Annotated in this window: 15 protein-coding genes; 5 read left to right on the forward strand and 10 right to left on the reverse strand. The window is 72.1% G+C overall.

Annotated elements, in window-relative coordinates; translation table 11 throughout:
* The first annotated feature begins 79 nt into the window (after positions 1-79).
* The 5 genes from ABD998_RS08450 to ABD998_RS08470 all read left to right on the forward strand — a co-directional run bounded on the left by ABD998_RS08450 (position 80) and on the right by ABD998_RS08470 (position 5235).
* On the forward strand, positions 80-1153 hold the full coding sequence (locus ABD998_RS08450) for an amino acid ABC transporter permease (protein ID WP_345437988.1): 1074 nt from the start codon (positions 80-82) through the stop codon (positions 1151-1153).
* Entirely contained in the window at positions 1150-1935 is a 786-nt protein-coding gene (locus tag ABD998_RS08455) for an amino acid ABC transporter ATP-binding protein (protein WP_345437989.1), read from the forward strand. Before ABD998_RS08450 ends, ABD998_RS08455 begins: the two co-directional genes overlap by 4 nt.
* A 44-nt stretch (positions 1936-1979) precedes the next feature.
* Complete coding sequence (locus ABD998_RS08460; RefSeq protein WP_345437990.1) at positions 1980-2978, forward strand: transporter substrate-binding domain-containing protein; 999 nt, start codon at positions 1980-1982, stop codon at positions 2976-2978.
* A gap of 65 nt (positions 2979-3043) precedes the next feature.
* Positions 3044-4183 carry an LLM class flavin-dependent oxidoreductase gene (locus ABD998_RS08465; protein WP_345437991.1) on the forward strand — a complete coding sequence of 380 codons (1140 nt, stop codon included), beginning with the start codon at positions 3044-3046 and terminating at the stop codon, positions 4181-4183.
* Positions 4180-5235: a GNAT family N-acetyltransferase gene (locus ABD998_RS08470; RefSeq protein WP_345437993.1), complete on the forward strand. Its 1056-nt coding sequence runs from the start codon at positions 4180-4182 to the stop codon at positions 5233-5235. Before ABD998_RS08465 ends, ABD998_RS08470 begins: the two co-directional genes overlap by 4 nt.
* A gap of 211 nt (positions 5236-5446) precedes the next feature.
* On the opposite strand, the gene ABD998_RS08475 is transcribed toward ABD998_RS08470, so the two are convergent.
* From ABD998_RS08475 to ABD998_RS08520, 10 genes are all read right to left on the reverse strand, one after another.
* Complete coding sequence (locus tag ABD998_RS08475; RefSeq protein WP_345437995.1) at positions 5447-6535, reverse strand: LLM class flavin-dependent oxidoreductase; 1089 nt, start codon at positions 6533-6535, stop codon at positions 5447-5449.
* A complete protein-coding gene (locus ABD998_RS08480; RefSeq protein ID WP_345437997.1) occupies positions 6532-7395 on the reverse strand; it encodes a DUF1684 domain-containing protein in 864 nt (287 codons plus the stop codon). Before ABD998_RS08480 ends, ABD998_RS08475 begins: the two co-directional genes overlap by 4 nt.
* A gap of 12 nt (positions 7396-7407) precedes the next feature.
* A complete protein-coding gene (locus ABD998_RS08485) occupies positions 7408-8769 on the reverse strand; it encodes an NtaA/DmoA family FMN-dependent monooxygenase (protein WP_345437999.1) in 1362 nt (453 codons plus the stop codon).
* A 13-nt stretch (positions 8770-8782) separates the two neighbouring features.
* Positions 8783-9976 carry an LLM class flavin-dependent oxidoreductase gene (locus ABD998_RS08490; protein WP_345438001.1) on the reverse strand — a complete coding sequence of 398 codons (1194 nt, stop codon included), beginning with the start codon at positions 9974-9976 and terminating at the stop codon, positions 8783-8785.
* Between the two features lie 136 nt (positions 9977-10112).
* Positions 10113-10841 carry an amino acid ABC transporter ATP-binding protein gene (locus tag ABD998_RS08495; protein ID WP_345438003.1) on the reverse strand — a complete coding sequence of 243 codons (729 nt, stop codon included), beginning with the start codon at positions 10839-10841 and terminating at the stop codon, positions 10113-10115.
* Entirely contained in the window at positions 10838-12304 is a 1467-nt protein-coding gene (locus ABD998_RS08500; protein WP_345438005.1) for an amino acid ABC transporter substrate-binding protein/permease, read from the reverse strand. Before ABD998_RS08500 ends, ABD998_RS08495 begins: the two co-directional genes overlap by 4 nt.
* Positions 12305-12400: 96 nt before the next feature.
* The gene (locus ABD998_RS08505; protein ID WP_345438007.1) at positions 12401-12730 is read right to left on the reverse strand and encodes a hypothetical protein; all 330 of its coding nucleotides are present in this window, start codon (positions 12728-12730) and stop codon (positions 12401-12403) included.
* A 135-nt stretch (positions 12731-12865) separates the two neighbouring features.
* Complete coding sequence (locus tag ABD998_RS08510) at positions 12866-14248, reverse strand: M20/M25/M40 family metallo-hydrolase (protein WP_345438009.1); 1383 nt, start codon at positions 14246-14248, stop codon at positions 12866-12868.
* A gap of 71 nt (positions 14249-14319) precedes the next feature.
* A complete protein-coding gene (locus ABD998_RS08515) occupies positions 14320-15327 on the reverse strand; it encodes an LLM class flavin-dependent oxidoreductase (RefSeq protein ID WP_345438011.1) in 1008 nt (335 codons plus the stop codon).
* Positions 15324-16943, reverse strand: a complete 1620-nt coding sequence (locus ABD998_RS08520) for an ABC transporter substrate-binding protein (RefSeq protein WP_345438014.1) — start codon at positions 16941-16943, stop codon at positions 15324-15326. The genes ABD998_RS08515 and ABD998_RS08520 overlap by 4 nt, the downstream gene beginning before the upstream one ends.
* Between the last annotated feature and the right edge of the window lie 6 nt (positions 16944-16949).

The following is a 16949-nucleotide window of genomic DNA, read 5'->3' on the forward strand; positions in this document are numbered from 1 at the left end:
GAGCGGACACCGCGCACCTCGCCTACGGTCCTGGAAGCGGCGACCGGCGTCGTCGCCTCCACCCGATCCGAGGAGCCCCATGACCGACACCGTCACGCGCCGCGCCGGCGCCGCGCCCGCGCCGGACGCCCCGGCGCGCGAGCGCATCGACGTCGCGAGCGCCAGGGTCGTGCCCACGCGCCACTGGTGGCGCTGGACGATCGGCGCCGTCATCGTCTTCGTCGTGGCCCAGTTCGCGTGGTCGCTCGTCACGAACGAGAACTACGAGTGGGATGTCTTCGCCCACTACTTCTTCTCGGAGCCGGTGCTGCGCGGCATCGTCATCACCCTGTGGCTCACGCTGCTGTCGACCGTCATCGGGTTCACGCTCGGAACGCTGCTGGCGCTCGCCCGCCTCTCGAAGTCGCCGCTGCTCAACTCGGCGGCATGGTCGTACGTCTGGTTCTTCCGCTCGGTGCCGCTCGTCGTCCAGCTCGTCGTCTGGTACAACCTCGGGTACCTCTACCCGACGCTCGGGCTCGGATGGCCGTTCACGGACGACTTCTGGATCGTCGAGTTCTCGACGACGACGCTCATCAGCCAGTGGGCCGCGGCCATCCTCGGTCTCGGACTGCACCAGGCCGCCTACTCGGCCGAGATCATCCGGGCGGGTCTGCTCTCGGTCGATCAGGGCCAGCTCGAGGCGGCCCACGCGCTCGGCATCCCCGCGCGCCGCCGGCTGTTCCGCATCATCCTGCCCCAGGCGATGCGCTCCATCGTGCCGAACGCGACCAACGAGGTCATCGGCCTCGTCAAGGGCGCATCGGTCGTCTTCGTCATCGCGCTGCCCGAGCTCTTCTACGCCGTGCAGGTCATCTACAACCGCAACAGCCGCGTGATCCCCCTGCTGCTCGTCGCGGTGGTCTGGTACACGATCATCACGACGCTGCTGAGCATCGCCCAGTTCTACATCGAGCGCCACTACGCCAGGGGGGCGGTGCGCACGCTGCCGCCGACCCCGCTGCAACGGGCGCGGCACTGGATCCGGACGCAGTGGGCGCGGCTCGGCGATGACCCCGCGCCCCCGCCCTCGCTCGCGGGATCCGACGCTCCGCCGCTTCCGGGCGCGCACCGCTCGAACGGGAACGACGCACAGTACGGAGGGGCGCGATGACCGCCACGCAGGAGGCCACCCGCGGGCTCGTCGAGATCCACGACGTCCACAAGAGCTACGGCGGGCACGAGGTGCTGCGCGGCATCGACCTCACGATCCAGCCGGGCGAGGTCGTCGCCGTCCTCGGTCCCAGCGGATCGGGGAAGTCGACGCTGCTGCGCACCATCAACCACCTCGAGGGGATCGACCGCGGCTCGGTGACGGTCGACGGCCAGCTCATCGGGTACGAGCTGCGCGGCGGACGCCTCCACGAGCTGCGCGAGCGCGAGATCCTCCGGCGGCGCACGCAGATCGGCATCGTCTTCCAGAACTTCAACCTCTTCCCGCACCTCACGGCGCTGGAGAACGTGACGGAGGCGCCGATCGCGACGGGCGCCCTGTCGAAGGAGGATGCGCACGAGCTCGCGTTGGGGCTGCTCGCCCGTGTGGGCCTCGCCGAGAAGGCCGATCAGTACCCGCGACAGCTCTCGGGCGGCCAGCAGCAGCGTGTCGCCATCGCGCGCGCCCTCGCGCTGAAGCCGAAGGTGATCCTCTTCGACGAGCCGACCAGCGCGCTCGACCCCGAGCTCGTGGGCGAGGTGCTCGACGTCATCCGCGATCTCGCGCAGCTCGGCACGACCCTCGTGATCGTCACGCACGAGATCGGCTTCGCCCGCGAGGTCGCCGACCGCGTCGTCTTCGTCGACGGCGGCGTGATCGTCGAGCAGGGCCCTCCGTCGCAGGTGCTCGTCGCCCCCGAGCACCCCCGCACCCGCGAGTTCCTCGCCAAGGTGCTGGGCTGACCGACCCGAACCCGGATACCCGAACCAGAGAGAACCACCGCATCATGGCCATCAGCAAGAAGCAGGGCATCGCGATCGGCGCCGCCGTCGCTGCCGTCGTCGTCGTCGCAGGCGGCATCACCGCGGCCGTCCTCCTCAACCAGGACGACGACGCCGCAGAGGCGGCAGCGGCCGAGGAGACGACCGAGGCGAACGTCACGACAGACGAGATCGAATGGGTGCGTCTCGACGAGCCCGTCGAGGAGGCCGTCGCCGCCCTCGAGGCGAGCGGCTTCGAGCCCGTGGAGGACGGAAAGCTCACGGTCGCCCACTCGTCGTACCTGCCGCCGCTCGGCTACATCCCCGAGGGCGAGACCCTGCCGGCCGGCACCGAGCCCAACATCGGCGCCCTCATCGCCGACGCCCTCGGACTCGAGTACAACCCCGTCGAGGTCGCCTGGGCGGACTGGCCGCTCGGCATCCAGTCGGGCAAGTACGACCTCATCACCTCGAACGTGACGGTCACCGAGGAGCGCAAGGAGCTCTACGACTTCGCCTCGTACCGCGTCGACCTCCTCGGTTTCGCCGTGCAGGCCGACAGCGAGATCGACTCGATCGAGGAGGCCGCCGACGTCTCCGGCCTGAAGATCCAGGTCGGTTCCGGCACCAACCAGGAGCAGGTGCTCCTCGCCTGGAACGAGGAGCTCGAGGAGGCCGGCGAGGAGCCGGCGGAGCTCGTCTACTACGACGACAACGCCGCCGCGACGCTCGCCCTGCAGTCGGGCCGTATCGACGCGACCTTCGGCCCGAACGCGACGGCGGCGTGGTCGGCCGCCGAGACGGGCGACACGAAGATCGTCGGCCTCATCCCCGGCGGATGGCCGCTCACGGCCAACATCGCCGCGGCCACCGCGAAGGACAACGGCCTGATCGAGCCCGTGCAGATCGCCCTGCAGGCGATCATCGACGGCGGCGAGTACGCCGAGGTGCTCGACTTCTGGGGCCTCGAGTCGGAGGCCGTGACGGAGAGCGTCGTCAACCCCGAGGGGCTCCCGAAGTCCTGATCCACCCGGTCCGCCCGCGCCCGACCGGCGCGGGCGGGCCATCCGCTCCGACAGCGAGGAAAGCCATGCCCGCGCGCGTCCCCCTCTCCATCCTCGAGCTGTCGGCGTTCGGCTCCGGCCGGACGCCGGCCGACGGGCTGCGCGCGAGCATCGACCTCGCCCGACGCGCCGAGCAGCTGGGCTACGCCCGCTTCTGGCTCGCCGAGCACCATCTGAACCCCGGCATCTCGGGGGCGGCCCCGCACGTCCTGCTCCCGCTCATCGCACAGGCGACCGACAGCATCCGCATCGGCACGGCGGCGACGATCATCGGCAACTACGCCCCGCTGCAGGTCGTCGAGGCCGCCGGGGTCGTGTCGGCGCTGCACCCTGGACGCTTCGACCTCGGCATCGGACGCTCCGGCTCGGGGAGGACGCCGCCGGAGGGGCCGGCCCCGGTCGCGCGCACGGTCGACGGTCTCCTGCTCCCCGTGCCGTGGCCGTTCCCCGTCGATTCCGACCGGTTCGTCGCGCAGGCGCGGCTGCTCCGGCGCACCGCGGGCGACGCCGACCGCTTCGAGCAGGACGTCCACGACGTGCTGGCCCTCATCGCGGGCGACTACCGCGCGCCGGAGGGCGTGCCGGTCCACGCGACCCCCGCCGAGGGTCAGGACATCGACGTCTGGATCCACGGCACGAGCGCCGGACCCAGTGCGCGGCTCGCGGGTGAGCTCGGCCTGCCGTTCGGCGCGAGCTACCACGTCGCGCCGGGGACCGTGCTCGACGCCGTGGCCGAGTACCGCCGCGCCTTCCGACCCGGGCGCCGCGACGCGCCGTACGTCACGGTGTCTGTCGACGTCGTCGTCGGCGAGACCGACGACGAGGCCCGCCGCCTCGCCTCCGGCTACGGTCGATGGGTGCACAGCATCCGCGCCGGGCTCGGCGCCGTCCCGTTCCCCGCGCCCGACGAGGCGATCGCCCATCCGCTCACCGCCGACGAGCAGCGCATCGTGCAGGACCGCCTCGACACGCAGTTCGTCGGGTCGCCGGCGACCGTGGCGGAGCGCCTCGAGACGCTCCAGCGCGTCACGGGCGCCGACGAGCTGCTCGTCACGACCCTCACGCACGACACCGCCGACCGCATCCGCTCGTTCGAGCTGCTCGCCGAGGTCTGGGGGCTGGATGGCGCGGGCCGCGTCGTCGAGACCGCGGGAGCGCGCGCATGAGCGCGGTCGAGACCGTCGTGCCTCAACCCTCCCAGCGGGGCTTCGTCATCCGCCTCGTGCGCGACGAGGAGCATGAGGAGACGGGCAGCGTCACGGCGCTCGCCTATCGCGAGAGCTACGGGTTCATCTCGGATGACTACGAGGCGTCGCTGCGCGACGTCGCGGGGCGCACGGTGCTGGGCGAGGTGTGGGTGGCCGTCGACGACGACGGAGCGATCCTCGGCAGCGTGTGGGTCGCGCGCCCGAACCGGCGGCTCGCCGAGGTGGCGGAGCCCGGCGAGACCGATTTCCGCCAGCTCGCCGTCGCGCCGGCCGCGCGCGGGAGGGGCGTCGGCGCCGCGCTCACGCGGCATGTCATCGAGCTCGCGCGACGACGCGGATCGCATCGCGTCGTCATGAACAGCGGCGGCTACATGACCGGAGCGCACCGGCTCTACGAGAAGCTCGGCTTCCGCCGCCTGCCCGAGCGCGAGGGACTCAAGGAGGTCGAGCCCGGTCGCTTCGTCGAGCTGCTCGCGTTCGGCTACGACCTCGGAGAGCCGGCAGCGGCCATCCCGCGATCGGTGTCCGTGGAGCGCACGACCTGGGACGACCCCCGCGCCGTGGCGCTGCGTGCCGAGATGGACGAGGAGATCGGCCCGCGGTACGCCGATCGCTGGCCGGCCGACGATCCGGAGGCGCTCGCGCGCTCGCAGCGGACGTTCTCGGTCGATCCCGCGGACATCGTCGCTGTCGTCCTCGCCGTCGATACGGACGGCCGTGCGGTCGGTCATGCGGCGCTGCGCGACCTCGCGCACGACGGCACACGCGACCTCGAGGTGAAGCGGGTGTTCGTGCAGCAGTCGGGGCGCGGAACGGGCGCCTCGCGCGCGCTGCTCGCCGAGCTCGAGCACATCGCCGTCGAACGCGGGGCGCCGCGGCTGATCCTGCAGACCGGCGACCGCCAGCACGACGCCGTCGCGCTCTACGAGAAGCTCGGGTACACGCCCATCCCGATCTACGAGCCCTACACCGAGCACCTGTTCTCGCGGACCTTCGAGAAGCGGGTCTGACGGGCGCGCTCTCGCGCGAGTGGGCGGTTTCGCCCGGATTGCTCGCGCGAGTGGGCGGTTTCGCCCCGTTCGGGCGCGGGAAAGCGGGCGTTTCCACCCACTGGCGGACGGGCCACGGGTCGAAGCCCACGGGCCCGACCGGAACCCCGCTCCACCCGTCCCACACGACGAAGCGGCCCGGAGTCTCCTCACTCCGGGCCGCTTCGGGCGGTCAGCGCGCGAGCGCGGCGTCCGCCCTCCGGTTCCCCACCGGGTCTGCGTCCGTCCAGAGCGTCGTCGGCAGCCGGCGTCGCAGAACGGGCGCCACCTCCGTCGCGAAGCGCTCGAGGATCTCGAGCTGCCGCTCGAACGGGACGGTCGTGGGCAGGCTCACCGACTGCAGCGCATGCCCGAGCCTGTCGTGGAAGCGGATGATCTTCTCGATCACCTGCTCGGCCGTGCCGACGAGCGCGGGGCCCTCGGCGACGGCATGCCGGATGTCGCGGAACGGCGTGTTGTTCCCCGGCACGTTCGTGGCCGCCACGATCGCATCGTAGGTGGGGCCGTAGTCGCGCACGGCCTCCTCGGCCGTGTCGGCGATGAACAGCGCCCCCGCGCCCGCGGCCGTGTAGTCGAGACCCTCAGGATGGCCGTGACGCGCGTACTCGGCGCGATAGTGGTCGACGAGCACGCCGTAGTTCTCGAGCGGCTGGATGGCGTTGGCGCTGAAGAGCGGATCGCCGTGCCGCGCGGCGAGGGCGGCCGACGCGAGTGTCGTCGCCGAGCCGTGCCAGACGCGGGGAACGCCCGCGAACGGGCGCGGCTGCGTCGTGACCCCCACGAGCTCCCGCGTGAACGGCCCCGCCGGCCACGAGACGTCCTCCGACGACCACAGCGCGCGCAGCTGCGCGTACTTCTCCGCCAGCAGATCCCACTGGTCGTCGATGTCGAGCCCGAACAGAGGGTACTGCGCGACCTCGTTGCCCTTGCCGATCGTCAGCTCGAGCCGCCCGCCCGAGAGCTGGTCGATCGTCGCATAGTCCTCGGCGGCACGCACGGGGTCGAGGAGCGACAGCACGGTGACTCCCGTGTTGAGGCGGATCGCTGTGGTGCGCGCCGCGACGGCGGCGAGCAGGACGGAGGGCGAGGACGACAGGAACGGGCCGGCGTGGCGCTCGCCGATCGCGACGGCGTCGAAGCCGAGCTCCTCGGCGCGGACCGCCTGCCGGAGCGTCTGCTCGAGCCGCTCCGACGGCGGCACCTGGCGTCCCGTGATCGGATCGGGGCGGTACGGGACGATGTCGAGCAGCTGGAACCTCACGCCGGCACCGCCACGGCGGCGTCCGCCTGCACGCGTGCGAGTGGCGTCTTCTCCCCGGCCTCGATGCCGACGGGGAGCCGGTTTCCTGCGGGCGGCAGCGGGCACGTGGCGAAGTCGGTGTACGCGCACGGCAGGTTGACGGCGCGGTTGAAGTCGATGACGGTCGCGCCGTCCTCGTCGGGCGCGGGCACGGTCAGCGTGCGGTTCGCGGCGTACGTCGTGAGACCGCTCGTGGCATCCGTGAAGAGCACCGTGAGCGTGCCGGGCGCGTGACCGGGGAACACCGTGAGCGAGAACGTCTCGCCCTGCAGGTCGAACTCGATCCGGCCGGGGGCGTCGTAGACGTGGAGCAGGCCGTCGACCGCCGAGCCGACCTCGGTCGGAACGGGCGCGTCGAACGGGATGTACCGCGCGGCGGCGCGCCACCGCGCGTTCGGCACGTACGTCGGCGTGCCCGCGTACGCGGCGAGGAAGGGATGGTCGGCGCGGCGGGGGCGGACGATGTCGAAGCCGCCGCGGCGCGCGACCTCGATCGCCCCCTCGACCTCGCCGTCCCGGAACGCGAGCGTGAGGCCTCCGCGCTCGGCGAGGGGGCCGAACGCGTGGCGTCCGGTGATCGTCTCGCCGCCGAGGCGCAGCTCCTCACCCGCGTCGAGCTGGACGACGGGGCCGTCGGCGCCCGTCGTCCAGCGTCCGGGGGCGTCCGGGAGGTCGACCGGCTCTGCCGAGAGCCAGTGCAGGCCCGTGATGGCGAGGAACCCGAGGGGGTCGGCGCGGCGCTCCTCGTGCGCGCGGTGCCACTCCTCCCAGTCGCGCCCGTACTGTGCGCGGTCGAGCGTGGCGTTCACTGCTGCGGTCATGGTGTCCTTCTCTCAGACGGCGGGGATGAGGCCGGCGTCGCGCGCGGGCACGGGCAGACCGAGGTTGTCGCGGAGGGTCGAGCCCTCGTAGTCGGTGCGCAGCGATCCGCGCTCCTGGAGCAGCGGCACGACCTCGTCGACGAACTGGTCGATGCCGCCCGGGGTGACGTGCCCGCCGAGCACGACGCCGTCGGCTCCGTCCTGCTGCACGAACGCGTCGAGCTGGTCGGCGACCTGCGCTGCGGTGCCGATGAGGTCGCTGCGCCCGATCGTCTCGTGCGCGACCTGGCGGAACGTGAGACCGCGCTCCTCGGCCAGCGCGCGCCATCCGCGCACCGTCTCGAAGCGGTCCTGGTAGGTGAACGCACGCCCCTGGATGATCGGCGCCGCGTCCGGGTCGGGGTCGATGTCGGGCAGCGGGCCGTCGAGGTCGTAGCCCGACAAGTCGAGGTTCCACAGCTGCTCGAAGCGCACGCGGATGGCCTTGTCCGAGAGCTGCTGCTCGAGGACCCACTGCGCCTTGTCGCGCGCCTCCGCCTCGGTGTCGCCGATGACGTACCCGACGCTCGGGAGGATCTTGAGGCTGCCGGGGTCGCGCCCTGCGGCGGCCGCGCGTGCCTTCACGTCGGTGTAGAACGCCTGCGCCTCGGCGAGGCGGTGGTACGGGGAGAAGATGACGTCGGCGTTGGCGGCGGCGAAGTCGCGCCCCTGCGGCGAGACCCCCGCCTGCACGATGACGGGCCGGCCCTGCGGGCTGCGCGGCACCGTGAACCGCCCGGAGATGTCGAACTGGCGGCCTTCCCGTCGGAAGGCTCCGGCCTCCGCGTCCGCGAGGAAGACCCCCGACTCCTTGTCGGCGGCGATGGCGTCGTCCGGCCAGGAGTCCCACAGGGCCCGCACGGCGTTCACGAACTCCTCCGCACGCTCGTAGCGCTGCTCGCGCGGCAGGAAGCCGCCGCGCCGGAAGTTCGCGCCCGTGAACGCGTCGAAGCTCGTCACGACGTTCCACCCCGCACGGCCGCCCGAGAGGTGGTCGAGCGACAGCAGCTGCCGGGCGAGCTCGTAGGGCTCGTTGAAGGTGGCGTTGATCGTGCCGACGAGGCCGATGTGCTCCGTCACGGCCGCGAGGGCTGCGAGCACGGGCAGCGTGTCGGGGCGGCCCGCCACGTCGTGGTCGAAGACGCGCCCCGCGCGCTCGCGCAGGGCGAGCCCCTCGGCGAGGAAGAAGTAGTCGAAGCGGCCGCGCTCGGCGGTCTGCGCGACCTGCCGGAACGTCGAGAACGCGATCTGGCTGCCCGCGTCGGGGTGCTCCCAGAGGGTGTGCTCGTTGACGCCGCCGACGTACGCGGCGAGGATGATCTGCTTGCGTGGCATCGGATGCTCCTGTTCAGGCGGCCGTGGATCGGTTGCGCGCGTAGCGGTTCGGGACGTCGGTGGCGAGGCCCAGGTGCCCGCGCAGGGTCTCGGTCTCGTAGACGTGATGGAAGAGGCCGCGCCGCTGCAGCTCGGGGACGAGGTCGGCGGCGATGCGGGGGAGGTCGTCCGTCGTCACGGCGGGGCGCAGGCGCACGCCGTCGAAGCCGGAAGCGCCGAGCTCCTCGATCGCGTCGGCGACGGCGGCCGCGGAGCCCGCGACGACCCGTGCGTCGGAGGCGAGCGGACGGCCGAGCGCGTCGAGCCGGGCGAGGCGGTCGGCGGCGCTCTCGTCTGCGCCGTCGAGCAGCACGACGAGGTCGGCGTGCACGCGCAACGGGTCGCCGGAGCGGCCGATGGCGCGCTCGGCGTCGCGCACCTCGGAGAGCACGGCCGCGGCGTCGTCGTGCGGGGTCGTGAACACGACGTCGGCGCCGGCCGCCGCGAACCGGTAGGCGACGGGGGCATGCGCGAGCGCCGCGACGACGGGCTGACCCTGCGGGGGCCTCGGCACGATGGCCGGCCCGCGCACGGAGAACCAGCGCCCCTCGAAGTCGATGCGGTGCACCTTCTCGGCGTCGAGGAAGCGGTCCGTCGCGACGTCGCGGATCTCGGCGTCGTCCTCCCAGCTGTCCCAGAGGCGCCGTGCGACCTCCACGGCGTCGGCGGCCTCGGCGAAGAGGTCGTCGATCGCGGCGGCCGTCGTCTCGTCGACGCGGTCGATGCCGACCTCGCGGCGGCCGACGTGGCCGGCCTCGTCGCGTCGGGGCGAGGTGCGCGGCTGCCAGCCGGCGCGCCCTTCGCTCACGAAGTCGAGCGTGGCGATGGCCTTCGACACGTGGAACGGCTCGGTGTGCGTCACGGTCGCGACCGGCACGATCCCGACGCGCGTCGTGACGGGCGCGATGCGGGAGGCGACCAGCACGGCGTCGAGGCGTCCGCGCACCTCGTCGGCGCGGCCATCCGGCTCGAACGGCAGGCTCGACTGGAGGGACAGGCTGTCGTCGATCGTGAGGTAGTCGAGCAGCGCCGCCTCGGCGAGCTGCGCCTGCTCGACCCAGTAGCCGGGCTCGAACAGCTCCGCAGGGCGGGCCGAGGGCTCGCGCCACGCGGAGGGGTGCCAGCCGGCGCCGTCGAGGGCTACCCCGAGGCGGATGCGTTGCGTCATGACGGTGCTCCTGTCCGGCGACGGGCGTCGCCGGGACCAGGCTCCCCCGTGCAGCGGGGGTCGCCGCCGGGGAGCGTCAAACGCGGTCACGCCCCTTCACACGCCGTAACGGCGGGAAGGGGCGCGACGGGGTCGGTCAGAGGACCTTCGAGAGGAAGTCCTGCAGGCGCGCGTTCTTCGGCGCCCCGAACAGCTCGGCGGGCGGCGCCGACTCGACGACGACGCCGCCGTCCATGAACACCGTGCGCGAGGAGACCTCGCGCGCGAAGCCCATCTCGTGCGTGACGAGCACCATGGTCATCCCGCCGGCTGCCAGGTCGCGGATCACCTGCAGCACCTCGCCCACCATCTCGGGGTCGAGGGCGCTCGTCGCCTCGTCGAACAGCATGATCTCGGGATCCATCGCGAGGGCGCGCGCGATCGCGACGCGCTGCTTCTGGCCGCCCGAGAGCGAGGCCGGCTTCGCGTCGGCCTTCTCGGCGAGGCCGACGCGGTCGAGCAGCGCGAGCGCGCGCTCCTTCGCCTGCGCCTTCGTCATCCGCCCCAGCTCGACGGGCGCGAGCGTGATGTTCTCGAGCACCGTCATGTGAGGGAAGAGGTTGAAGTGCTGGAACACCATGCCGATGCGCTGGCGCACCTCGTCGAGCCTCACGCTGCGGTCGGTGAGGTCGACGCCGTCGACGATCACCTGGCCCGACGTCGGCTCCTCGAGCTTGTTGAGGCAGCGCAGCAGGGTCGACTTGCCCGACCCCGACGGGCCGATGACGGCGACGACCTCGCCCTCGCCGACGGCGAGGTCGATGCCCTTGAGCACCTCGTTGTGGCCGAACGACTTGTGCAGGTCGCGGACCTCGATCTTGCTCATGCGGTGAAGGTCCTCTCCAGGCGGTTCGCGAGCAGCGTCAGCAACGTGATGACGACGAAGTAGATGACGGCGACGATCGTGAGCACCTGCGCCGACAGGTACGTCGAGGCGATGATCTGACGCGACTGGAACGTCAGCTCCGCCAGGCCGATGACGCTGATGAGCGACGTGTCCTTCAGGGTGATGATGCCCTGGTTGACGAACGACGGGATCATGATGCGGAACGCCTGCGGCAGCACGACCTTGCGCATCGTCCTCCAGTGGCCGAGGCCCAGTGAGCGCGACGCCTCGGCCTGACCGGGGTCGACGGCCTGGATGCCGCCGCGGATGATCTCGGTCATGTACGCGCCCGTGTTGAGCGACAGCGTGATGGCGCCCGCGACGAACGGATTGAACTGCAGGCCGGGGAAGAGCTGAGGGACGGCGAAGAACACGAAGAACGCTTGCACGAGGATGGGCGTGCCGCGGAAGACGTACACGTACGCCGTGGCGATCCACCGGAACAGGAAGAAGCGCGCCAGCCGTCCGAAGCCGAACACGATGCCGAGGACGAACGATGCGACGAGCGCGACGAGCGTCGAGAGGATCGTCAGCCACAGACCCTGCATGAGCGCGGGCCAGTACTCGATCGCGACCGAGACGATGTCGGCGGGGGCGGCCGCGGCGTCGTCGGCGCTCAGGTAGCGGTCGACGATCTCGTCGTACTCGCCGGAGGCCTGCAGGTTCGCGAGGCCCTCGTCGAACATCGCCAGCAGCTCGGCGTTCTCGCCCTTGTTGACGGCGAATCCGTACTCGCCGCCGAGCTCGGGATCGCCCACGAGGCGGAAGCCCGACCCCTGCTGGATGCCGTAGGCGAGCACGGGGAAGTCCTCGAAGTACCCGACCGCCTGGTTCGCCTTGACGGCGTCGACCATGTCGGTCGTGTCGGAGTAGGGGGTGACGGTGAAGCCGTACGCGTCCTTGTTCTCCTCGGCGAACGTCTGCCCCTGGGTGCCCGTCTTGACCGCGACGGTCTGGCCGTCGAGGTCGTCGAGCGACTGGATGGCGCTGTTCTCGAGCACGCCGAGCTGGATGCCCGAGGTGAAGTACGGATCGCTGAAGTCGAAGACCTCGCGGCGCTCGTCGGTGATCGACATGCCCGCGATGACCCCGTCGACCTGATCGGCCTGGAGTGCCTGCAGGGCCGCGTCGAAGCCGAGCTGGCGGATCTCGACCTGGAAGCCCTGGTCCTCGGCGATCGCACGGAGGAGGTCCATGTCGATGCCGACGAGGTCGCCGTCGGCGTTCGTGAACTCGAACGGGGCGAAGGTCGTGTCGGTGCCGATGACGTAGGTCTCGCCCTCGTCGGCGGCCGAGGCGGCGGATGCGCCGCCCACGACGGCCGCGACGGCGATCGCGGTCGCGACGAGCGCGCCTCCTGCGCGCCGCGCGGTGACGCGCAGTCGGTCGGTGAAGTGGTGCACGATGCGGGTTCTCCTGGATGGCGACGCGCCCGACCGGCCGGTGGGCGACCATCCACCCTAACCGGCGGCGCGCCGTCGCGAGGAGAGCGGCGGCGCCTACTCGCCCATGACCCGGCGCGTGAGCGCCGCGACGTCGCGGTCGAGGTGGTCGATGCGCGTGCCGACGGCGTCGAAGCGGGCGTTCATCTCCGTGCGCAGCCCGCCGAGCTCGGTGCGCACCGAGCCGATCTCGGTTCGGAGCTCCGAGCGGACCGAGCCGATCTCGGTGCGCAGCTCCGAGCGGACGGCGTCGACGGACGACTCCACCCGGCCGATCTCGGCGCGCAGCGTGCGCGTGAAGCTCGAGGAGATGATGCCGAGGGTCGTGAACGCGAACGTCGCGAACAGCCCCATGAACACCCATACCTGCGGTTCGGTCATCTCCATGCCCTCCAGTGTGCGCCGTCGGGGTCGACGATGCCAGAGCGTGCGGTCGCCGGATGGCGCAGGCGCTCGCTCCGTGGACGGCAGCCAGGCTCGGACCGCCTGTGCACGGGACGATGCCAGAGCGCCCTCCGCCGGTCAGCGCGGGAGACGCACGCCGTGGTCGCGGCCGAGGAACTCGCGCACGGTGAAGTCGAGCGCGTCGGCCGTGAGCGCGATCGAGTCGAGGTCGATGCGCTCGTTGTGGCCGTGGAAGAGGGTGCGGAACGTGCCGTAGTCCCAGCGGTCGCTCAGCACGCCGAAGCCGTAGGCGGGGATGCCGCGGGCGCGGTAGAAGCGGCCGTCGGTCCCGCCGGCGGCGAGCATGGGGAGCAGCTCGGCGGCGGGCCGCGCGCGGCGCACGGCGGAGCGGAGCACGTCGAACAGCGGCGTCTCGACGGGCGACACGGTCGAGGGCACGATGAGGTCGCCCTCGATGCGGATGTGCTCGAGCAGGTCGCCGAGCGCCTCGCGGATGTATCCCTCGATCTCGGCGGCGTCGACGTCGGGCAGCACGCGGATGTCGAGCCGGATCGTCGCCTCGCCCGGGATGACGTTGTGCTTCTCGCCCGCGTGGACGACGTTGGGCGAGATGGTCGTGTGGGTCGACGCGTGCGCGAAGCCCTGCAGGCGGCCCGTCGCGGGGAGCCCCTCGTACAGCCGCTCCGGGCTCTGCAGCGCCGCGGTGACGTCGGCGCCGAGCTCGAGCGCCGCGGCGTACGCGTGCCACTGCGGCGTGATGACGGTGGGGGTGCGGAAGCGCGAGATGCGCGAGATCGCCTCCGCCGCGATGACGGCGGCGTTGCGCGAGCCCCAGGGCGCCGAACCGTGGCCGGGGACGCCCGTCACGCGCAGCGTGCGGGGCGCCTGGCCCTTCTCGCCGATCATGACGCCGATCGCCGGCCGGCTGCCCGCAGGGGCGCCGCCCGATTCGGTGAGGACGTAGTCGGCGTCGATGAGCTCGAGGCGGTGCTCCGTGAGCCATCCGGCACCGTAGTGCCCGCCGTTCTCCTCGTCGGCCACGGCCGCGAAGACGAGGTCGCCGCGCGGGCGGAAGCCGCTGCGCGCGATCTGCCGCGTGACGACGGCGTACGCGGCCGTCAGGTCGAGCATGTCGATGGCACCGCGGCCCCACAGCACGTCGTCGACGATCTCGGCGCCGAACGGGTCGCGCTCCCAGCCTGCGGGCTCCACGGGCACGACGTCGGTGTGGCCGAGGAGCGCGAGCGACGGCGCGTGCGGATCGGTCCCGGGGATGCGGATGACGAGGTTGCCGCGCCCGGGGTGCGGCTCGACGACGACGCCCTCGAGCCCCGAGCCCTCGAAGAAGGCCTGCAGGGTCCGCACCTGGCGGATCTCGTGACCGGAGTCGGGGCTGCCGTCGTTGACGGCGGCATTGCGGATGAGCTGCTGGAGGAGCTCCGTCGTCTGACGACCGAGCGACGCGCTCGCGTCGGCGACGTCGTTCCCCCGGATGGCCATCCCTCGACGGTATCCGACATGGCGACGGAACCAGAAGGCCGATGACGCCGTACGGCGTCATCGGCCTCCGATCAGGCGGCCGAGGGGGCCCATCCCAGTCGCGGGAGCACCGCGTGCCGGATGTCGGAGAGGATCTGGCGGTAGTCCTCCTCGGCGAACGCGTAGGGCAGCGCGACCCGCAGCTCGGTGCGTCCGTCGAACGTCGGGTCGGCCGCGAGCCGCTCGACGATCTCGTCGGACGTCCCGTGGAGATCGCGCTGGAACACCACTCGGCGTCCGCCCAGGTCGACCGGCCGCCGCGTGCGCTCCGCCCGGGCCGCGGCGTACTCGGCGTAGTGCGCGCGCTGCGCCGCCGTCGCGGAGTCGGTGGGGATGATCACGCGTTCGACGCCGACGCGCGCCCCGGCGTCCGACGACTCGCCGCGGTAGACGCCGATGTGGATGGCCTGCGCCTCCTCGAACGTGTCGGCCGCGTCGCCGTCGCCGACGTTCCCGAGCAGGAGGTGGAGGCCGCGCTCGGCGGCCCATCGCACGGATCGGAGGGAGCCGCCGCCGATCCACACGCGCTCCCGGAGCCCCGGGACATGCGGCTCGATGCGCGGCTCCTGCTCTCCGTAGGGGGTGCGGATGGGCTCGTCCGCGAGCACGCGCCCCGCGAGGGCCTCGAGGAAGCGCGCGATGAGGACGTAGGGGTCGGTCGCGGGATCGAGGTCGGGGCGCGAGAGGCCCGCCAGCAGCGCCGCGTGCGGCGCCGACGAGCTCACCCCGACGTTCACGCGCCCGCCCGACAGCGCGTCGACGGTGGCGAAGTCCTCGGCGAGGCGGAACGGGTTCTCGTATCCGAGCGGGACGACGTCGGTCTCGAGAGCGATCGAGCGGGTGCGCTGCGTCGCCGACGCAAGGAACGGCAGCGCCGCCGAGACGCCGCGTTCGAGGTGCCGCTGGCGGATGCCGGCGACGTCGTAGCCGAGCTCCTCCCCGAGCGCGAACAGGCGCAGGGTCTCCTCCAGGCCGCTGGCCGGGTCGCCGGCGGGATGGCTTCCCGCGAGGATGAACCCGGCGGCCGGGATGGTCGTCACTCGGCGTCCTTCCACACGGCCACGAGCGAGTCCAGACGGGAGTCGGCGCCCAGCGACAGCCCGTGGACGGCATCCTGCGTGCCGAGGATCGACGTGAGCTCGTGCACCGGCACCTGGTAGTACTGGCTCGCGATCCGCTCCTGGGCCTGGGCGAGCAGGTCGTCGCGCGTCGCGGCGTCGGCCGCGGCGAGCTGTGCCTGGAGGAGGTCCTCGAGCTCGGGGTCGTCGACGGCGAAGCGCGTGGTCGCGGCGGAGAACGAGGTGCGCAGGATGTCGCCGTCGGCGCGGGACGAGTTGCCCCAGGCGATGTCGAAATCGCCGGCGTCCTGTCGGGCGACGAAGTCGGGCACGGTGCTGCCCGACAGCTCGACCTCGATGCCGACCTCCTTGAGCTGCTGCTGGATGAGCTCGAGGGACGTCTGGTTCGGGCCGAAGTTGGTGATCCACACGAGATCGAGCGAGAGGCGCTCGCCGTCCTTCTCGCGGATGCCGTCGGAGCCCTCCTCCCACCCCGCGTCCTCGAGCAGCTCTTCGGCGTGCTCGGGGTCGTAGGAGAAGTACGCGCTCTGGTCGGCGAACGAGGGAGTGTTCGTCGCGAGCGCGCTCGTCGCGACGGCGAACAGGTCGTTGAGAGACGTGTCGCGCACCGTCTCGGCGTCGACCGCGGAGGCGACGGCCTCCCGGACGGCGATGTCGGCAACGACGGGATGCGCCAGGTTGAACGACAGGCCGAAGGTGACACCGGGGTTGGCCCGCGACACGAGCGGCAGCCCCGCGCCCTCCACGATCGAGACGTCGTTCGGCTGCACGCCGCCGATGACGTCGAACTCACCCGACTCGAGCCCGCCCGTGCGCACGCTGGCCTCGGGCACGACGCGGAACGTGACCGAGTCGAGGTGCGCCGCGCCCGCGTTGCCGAGGGCGTCGGGCGCCCACGTGTAGTCGTCGCGCGCTGTGAGCACCGTCTCGACGTCCTTCGTGTAGTCCTCCAGCGTGAACGGGCCCGTCCCCACGAGCGCCGAGCCGTCGCCGCGCTCGTCGTAGGGCACCTCTCGAGTCGCGGCTCCGACGATGCCGAGGCCGACCGACGCCGTCGCGTTCGGGAATGCGGCGTTGGGAGTGGTGAAGCGCACCTCGACGGTGTGCTCGTCGACGACGACCGTCTCGTCGTACCCGACGAACGAGGAGACCGCCTGGCTCGACGCGCCTGCCGCGACGATGTCGTCGAAGGTGCCCTTGACGTCCTCCGCCGTGAACGGGCTGCCGTCGGAGAAGGTGACGTCGTCGCGCAGGGTGAAGGTGAACGCCGTCGCGTCGCCGTTCGCCTCGTAGCCCGTCGCGAGCCAGGGCTCCAGCTCGAGCGTGTCGGGGTTCTGGTAGAGCAGGGAGTCGACGAGCTGGCGTGTCACGTACAGGGTGTCGTTGCCCGACCCCGTGCCGGAGGGGTTGAGCGAGATGGGGTCGTTCGCGATCGCGAAGGCGAGCCCGCCGCCGTCCACGGGGCCGCTCGAGCCCGCCGTCTCGGCGGCGGGATCGGTCGAGCCCGCGCAACCGGCGAGCAGGAGCGATGCGGTGACGAGCACGGTCGCGGTGGGGAGCAGGGATCGGGTCGGCATGGTGGT

Source organism: Microbacterium gilvum (assembly GCF_039543865.1).
Lineage (GTDB): Bacteria > Actinomycetota > Actinomycetes > Actinomycetales > Microbacteriaceae > Microbacterium > Microbacterium gilvum.